General features: G+C 69.8%; 8 protein-coding genes and 1 pseudogene. 8 read left to right on the top strand and 1 reads right to left on the bottom strand.

The features are described 5' to 3' along the window. From EDF51_RS20365 to EDF51_RS20360, 7 genes and pseudogenes are all read left to right on the top strand, one after another. Positions 1-162: pseudogene (locus EDF51_RS20365) on the top strand (NrdH-redoxin); the annotation flags it as partial. A gap of 5 nt (positions 163-167) precedes the next feature. Beyond that, positions 168-611: a hypothetical protein gene (locus tag EDF51_RS19005; RefSeq protein WP_132100782.1), complete on the top strand. Its 444-nt coding sequence runs from the start codon at positions 168-170 to the stop codon at positions 609-611. Between the two features lie 17 nt (positions 612-628). After that, a complete protein-coding gene (locus EDF51_RS19000) occupies positions 629-913 on the top strand; it encodes a hypothetical protein (protein WP_131847304.1) in 285 nt (94 codons plus the stop codon). Next, positions 910-1,158 (top strand): hypothetical protein, encoded by a 249-nt coding sequence (locus EDF51_RS18995; RefSeq protein ID WP_131847302.1) that lies wholly within the window; start codon positions 910-912, stop codon positions 1,156-1,158. The genes EDF51_RS19000 and EDF51_RS18995 overlap by 4 nt, the downstream gene beginning before the upstream one ends. Then, the gene (locus tag EDF51_RS18990; RefSeq protein WP_132100781.1) at positions 1,158-1,574 is read left to right on the top strand and encodes a hypothetical protein; all 417 of its coding nucleotides are present in this window, start codon (positions 1,158-1,160) and stop codon (positions 1,572-1,574) included. Before EDF51_RS18995 ends, EDF51_RS18990 begins: the two co-directional genes overlap by 1 nt. Next, complete coding sequence (locus tag EDF51_RS18985) at positions 1,571-1,789, top strand: hypothetical protein (protein ID WP_131847298.1); 219 nt, start codon at positions 1,571-1,573, stop codon at positions 1,787-1,789. The genes EDF51_RS18990 and EDF51_RS18985 overlap by 4 nt, the downstream gene beginning before the upstream one ends. Before the next feature lie 314 nt (positions 1,790-2,103). Then, on the top strand, positions 2,104-2,283 hold the full coding sequence (locus EDF51_RS20360; RefSeq protein WP_243837167.1) for a hypothetical protein: 180 nt from the start codon (positions 2,104-2,106) through the stop codon (positions 2,281-2,283). Positions 2,284-2,562: 279 nt separating this feature from the next. Here EDF51_RS20360 and EDF51_RS18975 read toward each other — a convergent pair whose 3' ends face one another. Beyond that, the gene (locus tag EDF51_RS18975) at positions 2,563-3,003 is read right to left on the bottom strand and encodes a hypothetical protein (RefSeq protein ID WP_208321874.1); all 441 of its coding nucleotides are present in this window, start codon (positions 3,001-3,003) and stop codon (positions 2,563-2,565) included. Positions 3,004-3,372: 369 nt separating this feature from the next. On the opposite strand from EDF51_RS18975, the gene mobF reads away from it, so the two are divergent. After that, positions 3,373-7,158 (top strand): MobF family relaxase, encoded by a 3,786-nt coding sequence (gene mobF, locus EDF51_RS18970; RefSeq protein ID WP_166673600.1) that lies wholly within the window; start codon positions 3,373-3,375, stop codon positions 7,156-7,158. Positions 7,159-7,209: the final 51 nt, after the last annotated feature.

Here is a 7,209-nt window from a genome sequence, read left to right as displayed (position 1 = left end):
ACCGAAGCCCACCTCGAAGACGTCGACCAGGCGCAGATCGACGAGTGGAAGACCACCCTCGGCATGAACGCCCCCATCGTCATCACCGACACGGAAGTTGGCGCATGGTCTGGGTTCCGCCCCGACAAGATCGGCGAACTCGCCTCGAGCGCGGCCGCGTGATGTCGATGACCCTCGAACGTCCGACCACCGTCCGCCCCGACGTCATCCAGCCGGCGACCCGTGCCGCCGTCGACGAGCTCTACGCCGGCGACACCGTCACCGCGTTCCGCGCCATCGACCAGGCCACCGCCGACCCGACCGAGCACGTCCACGGATGGGAACTGTCCGACGAGCAGCGGCAGGTCTACGAGGCCGGGTTCATGGTCGGGTTTCAGATGGCTGCGCCGGAGCTCATGGCCGAGGTCGCCTCGCTGCGGGCCCGCCTCGAGCAGGCCGAGCACGACGCCGACCGGTACTACGCCGAATTGTGCCGCCGACCCGCACCCGCGGAACCGTTCGCATCGGACCCGACGTTCGCGGAGATCTCTCAGTTCCGCGGCGAGCACGACCGCGCCGCCCGCCACGATGCAGCGATCGACCGGATGTTCCCCCAGTACGCCCGCGCATGAGCAGGGACACTAGAACGATGGTGACAAGCGACGACGACGAGTGGCTGCGTTCCCGGCCGGTGTCGCGGGAGCTGCAGCGTGCGTCTGCTCGTGCGCGGCCACCGCACATCCGGGTGCACGACGCGGAGCAGTTCCGCCGGGACGTGCTGCAGCACATCGACGCCCTCGCGCGCCTCGACGTGACCGCGGCCGAACGCGCCGAGACCGCCGCATGGCGGCACCGCATCGAGGCGGCACCCTCCCACCGGGTGTGGGTCGAGTACCAGCACCCCTCCGCCGACGACCAGGAAGCACCGCGGTGAGTGCCGGACGGAAGCGAGTCCGCGTGCAGGGGTTCGAGATCCCAGCAGGGGAGATCATCGGACTGATCCGCTGGTTCCCCCTCGAGGGGGAGTGGCAGCACGAACTCGTCACCGGCGCCCTCCACGGCCTCACCGCCGACGGCCGAATCGAGCTGATCAACGGCGACGAGCTCCGCGCCTACGACGCCGACGTGTGGGCCGTGTGCTCGGCCGTCCCGGAACCGCTCCACGGTCTCGCGTCCTGATGTCAGCGCAGCCCACGTTCACGTTCGCACGGCAAGCCGAGACACGGGAGCCTCAGCCGTTGGTTCCGGACGTGTTCGCGGCGCCGGCGGATCTCGACGAGTTGGCAGCACCGCCCGCGGATCGCGGTTCGGGTGAGACCCCGATGGGGGAGTTCACCGCGCGGGAGTGGGCGATCTTCCGGCAGGGGCAACGGTGGGGGTATGAGTCACGGCAGGCGGAGGTGGACGCGGCGTGGAACGCGTTCAACGCTGCGGACTTCGACGCCGACCGGTACTACCGGGCCGCGTACGACCACGACAACCATGACTGCGCCATCCATGCGAACAAGGGCCGCTACCAGGGTGCGTCGATGCGGCTACTGCACTGGGTGGATCCCGACGACGCTGAACCGTCCGATTCTGCGGGGCGCGCATGAGTGGTGATCGTGGTGGTGTGTCCGCGGCCGAGGTGGACCGGCGGGTGCAGTTCGCGGACGCGGCGCTCGGCGCTGCAGGCCATCAGGTCACGGACCCGGTACTCCGCGAGTACGTCCGTCGCGTCGCCGCCGAGACGATGACAGTCGACGCCGCACTCGCAGCCGGGCTCGCGCACCTTGACGCCGAACAGGACCGGGGCGGGGCCGACACGTGACCAGGTCGACGTCGGCCGCTCCGGAACGGTTCTGGTCGCACGTGGTCAAAGGGCCGGGAGCGGCGGACTGTTGGATCTGGACGGGCGCGATCGGTGACGACGGGTACGGCCGCTTCTGGGTCCCGCAACCCGACGGTGGCCAGCGGGCGATGCGGCCGCAGCGGTGGCTGTACGAGCATCTGACCGGTGTCGCGCTTCTGCCGGAGGTGTTGCTGCTGCACGCGTGTGACGTGCCGTTGTGTGTGCACGTCGACGTTGACGCGGAGTGGTCGCACCTGGCGACGGGAACGCATCGGGGGAACATGCTCGAGCGGGTGCAGCGCGGACGGCACCGCAACGGGTCGACCGCGATCCGCACGGCGGGCATCGCGCGTGCGGAGCGGGTGCGGTTGTCGCGTGCGCTCCGGGCGGCGTTCCGCGAGCACGGCTGGGATCCCGCCGCGATCGCCGCGCACAAGACCGGGATCGAGTCGGACACACCGACTCTCTGGTGAACGCAGCCCAGCCGCGTGCGTTACCCGACGCGTGGGGTGGCCGCGTGTGTGGGGCAGAGATCGGTGTAGCTGCTGGAGGTGTCCGCGGTCGACCATCCGTGTTCGCGTGCGAACGATCGTGCTTCGGCGCGACTGCTGGTGTCGTCGGCCGTCGCGATCGGAATGATGACGCGATCGCAGCCGAACGCGTCGCAGCTCACGATCATTGCTGAGCGGGCAGCCACCGTGCGCCCCGCTACCTGAGCGGCCCGGCGAAACCGCACGCGGCGAGAGTCATGATCACGCGGCCGGGTCTTCGCCGCGATCGACGTCGCACTCGTCCGCTCGTGCGCTGTCATCGACCGCCGGCAATTCGTCCGGCCGCTCAGCAGTGGACGTGGCCGTGCCCCGCTTGGGGCGCTTCACCTCGCGCACGGGCAGGCCCAGGCGTTCGGCGACCTCGTCGCGGGTGACCTTGGTGTCGAGCATCTGCCCGACGACGTCGGCTGCGTCCGCGCGGGACGCTTCGACCTGCTGCTCGGTCTCGGCACGGATCGCGGCGATGCGCTCTTCCGCGGCCGCCTCGATGCCCGCGACTGCGTCGACGGCAACGAAGTATTCGACCGCGAGTTCTTCAAGCTGCTCCTGCCGGCGGCGGAACTCCGCGGCGCGCTGCGCTGCCTGTTCCCGCGCCGCCTTACGGGCAGCGGTCTGCTTCGCTGACTTCCGGTTCTCGGCCATGTCGATCTCTCCCAATCATCCGCCCGGCCGCCCTGTCACGACCTAACGGCCACTACACCGACCGTGAGCGGCCGGAAGCGGACCGGCGGTCGCCGGGCCGTGTTCATCCGAGCCAGAACCGGACTGCGGTTCTGGCTCGGATGCTGCCCTCGACGCACTCCCAACCAGATGCAACGACAGTCTTCGTTCCTCAGCCGTCGAAGCATCTGGTTTTCATGGTCTCAACCAGCATCCGCGCTCACTCTAGCTCGCGTGCAAGTTCCCCTCATCCTTCGGTCCACTAGCTGTCACACCATTGGCATTATGAATGAGTGGGGTACCCTTGCCGCATGTTCGCCGCCGCATACCGTCCCGCTCTGGGGGCTGCTGATGACGATGAGCTTGCACGTTCTGTCCACGGGTGACGGCTACACGTACTACACGTCGGAGGTCGCGACCGGCGACGTGCGGCGTGCGCAGGGCCGGGAGATCGGCGACTACTACACCGTCGAGGGGAACCCTCCGGGGCAGTGGGTCGGTGGCGGGATCGGTCTGCTCGGCATGGCCGGTGAGGTCTCCGAGGCGCAGATGAAGGCCCTCTTCGGTGAAGGTCTGCACCCGGACGCGGAGGCGATGGTCGCGAGCGCTATGGAGGCGGGGAAGAGCTACGAGGACGCGGAGAAGGACGCCCGGCTGGGCCGGGCGCCGCACCGCATGTCGGCGTCGTCGACGAAGCTTGCGGCCGCGATCAAGGAGGCCGAGGACCGGTTCGAGCGCACCCGGCACCGGGAGCCCGACGCGTCGGAACGCGCGCAGTTGCGCACCGCTGTCGGTGCGCAGGCGTTCCGCGAGGCGAACGGCCGACCGCCTGCAGACGGCGAAGAACTCGGGAAGTTCATCACCGCCGCGACCCGCTCCGACCGGAACACCGTCTCGGGGATCGACTTGACGTTCTCGCCGCCGAAGTCGGTGTCGATCGCGTGGGCTGCCGCGATCGCGCAGGACGACCACGCCACCGCACGGCTCATCGAGCAGGCCCAGGAGCGCGCGATCGCTGACTCGATCGCGTGGCTTGAGGAGAACGCGATCGCCACCCGCGCCGGCGTGAACGGCGTCCGCCAGCTCGACGTCGAGGGTGGGCTGATCGCGACGAAGTTCCGCCACCATGACTCCCGCTCCGGGGACCCGCAGCTCCACGACCACGTCGTCGTCGCGAACCGTGTCCTCGGCTCCGACGGGAAGTGGCGGACCCTGGATTCGAAGCTGCTGCACCGGCAGGCGATGGCCGCCGCGGCGATCCACAACCGTGCCGTCATGGACTACGTCTGCGAACTGACCGGCGCCACCACCCGCGCCCGTGTCCTCCGCGCCGGTGACCCCCCGGTAGTGGAGCTCGCGGGCGTCAGCGACGACCTGATCGCCGAATCGTCCACTAGATCGCGTGACTCCCGGAAGGTCGCCGCGGACCTCGAGCGGGACTACCGACGCGACCACGGCCGTTCACCTGACCGTGCCACGAGGCGCAAGATCGCCCAGCAGGCGGTGCTCGCGACGCGGCCGAAGAAGGAGCACAGCCGCCCCGTCGCCGAGGTCGCGAAGACCTGGTTCACCGCCGCCCGGAAGAGCACCCGACGTCAGGACCTCGAGGTCGGTGCGCTCCTCGGCCGCGGTCTCGGCTCTGACCAGGAGACCCCGTTCGACCCGGAGGACGCCGCACGGGCGATCCTCGCGAGGGTGTCCGAGGATCGGTCCATGTGGGGCGTCAACAACGTGCAGATCGCCGCCGAGCAGTGGGTGAACGAACACCGCGGCATGCCGGGCCTGGACGGCAAGACCGGTGCCGCGGTCATCACGAAGACCGTCATCGACGGCCACTCCATCCGCCTGACCCCGCCGCCGGCGCACGGCGCGTTCCAGCCCGTCGCGATGCGCGACGGATCCTCCCCATACGCCTCCAAGGGTGCCGTGGTGTTCTCCTCGCAGGCCGTGTTCGACGCGGAAGCGATCATCCTCGACGCCGCAAAAGATCGCACCATCGGCCCCGTTCGCGCGGAGACGTTCGCCGCCGCACGGGCGGAACACGGAGCGCACCTCGACGACGGGCAGGCCGCTCTCGCCGCGGCGTTCGCATGCGACCCCCTGCGGGTCTTGGTCGGTGTCGGGCCCGCCGGCACCGGCAAGACGACCGCGCTGAAGGTCGCCGCGCGTGCGATCGAAGCCGAAGGCGGCCGCATGATCGGTCTGACCCCGTCCGCCGCGGCGGCCGCGGTCATGTCCGACGCCGTCGGCATCCGCGCCGTCACGCTCGACAAGTTCCTCGTCGGCACCACCCTCGAGCAGCTGCTCGAGGCGAAGTCCATCACGGGCGACATCGACCTGCTTCGTGGGGACGTGATCGTGGTCGACGAAGCCGGCATGGCCGGCACAGTGAACCTCGCCAAAGTCGTCCGCATCGCCGAGCTCACCGGCGCGCACGTGCGGTTCATCGGCGACGACAAACAGCTCGACGCCGTCGCCTCCGGCGGCATGCTCCGCCTCCTCGAGCACGAAGTCGGCGCCACATACCTCGACGAGCTCCACCGGTTCAGCAACCCCGACGAAGCCGCCGCCACCCTGCTCCTGCGCGACCCGACGGTTAAGGACCCGTGGGCGTGGCATCTCGCCAACGACCGCGTCGTCGGCGGGGACGCGGACCGGATGGCCGACCACGTCTTTGGCGGCTGGCAGCAGGACATCGACCAGGGGCTCGACGCCCTCATGGCCGCCCCGACCCGTGTGCAGATCGCCGAGCTCAACGCCCGCGCCCAGGCGTACCGGTTCACTACCGGCGAGGTGTCCGGCCGCCGTGGGGCGAATCTGATGGACGGATTCCAAGCCCACGCCGGCGACCGGATCGTGACGCGGAAGAACGACTACAAGCAGCGCACCCTCCGGGGACGGGAGTTCGTCAAGAACGGCGACCGCTGGACCGTGAAGCACGTGAACCAGGACGGATCCCTTGACGTCGTCCACGCCGGCCACGGCGGAAAGCTCCGCCTCCCCGCCGACTACGTCAAAGACCACACCCAGCTCGGCTACGCACGCACCACCCACGGCGAGCAGGGCAACACCGGCGACACCATGTGGCAAATCGTCGACGCATCCACCACCCGGAACGCCGCGTACGTCGGCGGGACCCGCGGCCGCCACAGCAACACCTTCGCCGTCATCACCGAACCCGGCCAGGACATGCGCGACGTCCTGACGAAGATCGCCGGGAACGTCGACCCGAACCTCACCGCACGCGAACAGCTGCGGATCACCCACCGCGACGCGGATCGCATCGTGACCCTCGCCGACCAGTACGCCGACCTCACCCAGCAGGCCGACCGGATCCGCTTCACCGCAGCCGCGGAACAAGCGCTCGGCCCCGACGTCACTAACACCCTCGGTGGCGAGGACACCTGGGGTGTCACCGTCACCGCAATGCGCCGCGCGGAGCGGGCCGGGCTCGACCCAGCCGACGTGCTCTACCGGGCATGGACAGAACGTCCCGTCGACGACGTCGACAACGTCCCAGCCGCACTCGGCTCCCGCATCACTGCCCTCACGAAGCAGTGGAAACAGGAACACCCACAGCCCGCCGTCGAACGGGCCGTCCCGACGTGGATCGCCGACACGGCACCCATCCGGTCGCCCCACCTCCCGCAGGCATGGCGGGACGAGCTCCAGGAACGCCACGACCACCTCCGCGCCCGTCTCATGGAGCGCGGTGAAGCGATGGCCGCTGAGCAGCCCGCTTGGGCAGCGCAGCTCGGCTCCGTGCCCGCCGAGCCCGATCGGCGAGCGGCGTGGGTGCGGCTCGCCGCGGAAGTCGACACCTTCCGCGACCGCCACAACGTCCCCCTCGCGGAGACCCAGGCCATCCCCGTCGGTCGACGCGATGAGGGCGTCGGGAAGGACCTGCAGGAACGTGTTGTCGCGTCGCACAAGTCACAGAGCCTTCGTGAGCAGGCAGCGGACCGGAAGGACCGCCTTGCTGCGATCCGTGGCCGCAACGCCGACGACGCTCGGCGACGCCGCGAGGCGTGGGAACAGGCTCACGGCCGGCAGGTGCCGACCGTTCGGCCGGACGACAGCACGACGAGCCGCGACCTCCCGAAGCCGCCGAGCCGCGACAATGAACGAGAACGCTAACGCGGACCGGGCAGTTGGGTTGGCGGGTGGTGCCAGAATGCTCGCGTGGGG

Origin of the sequence: Curtobacterium sp. PhB25, assembly GCF_004365375.1 — a bacterium.
Classification (GTDB): Bacteria; Actinomycetota; Actinomycetes; order Actinomycetales; family Microbacteriaceae; genus Curtobacterium.
This window is presented reverse-complemented; position numbering and strand designations above follow the sequence as displayed.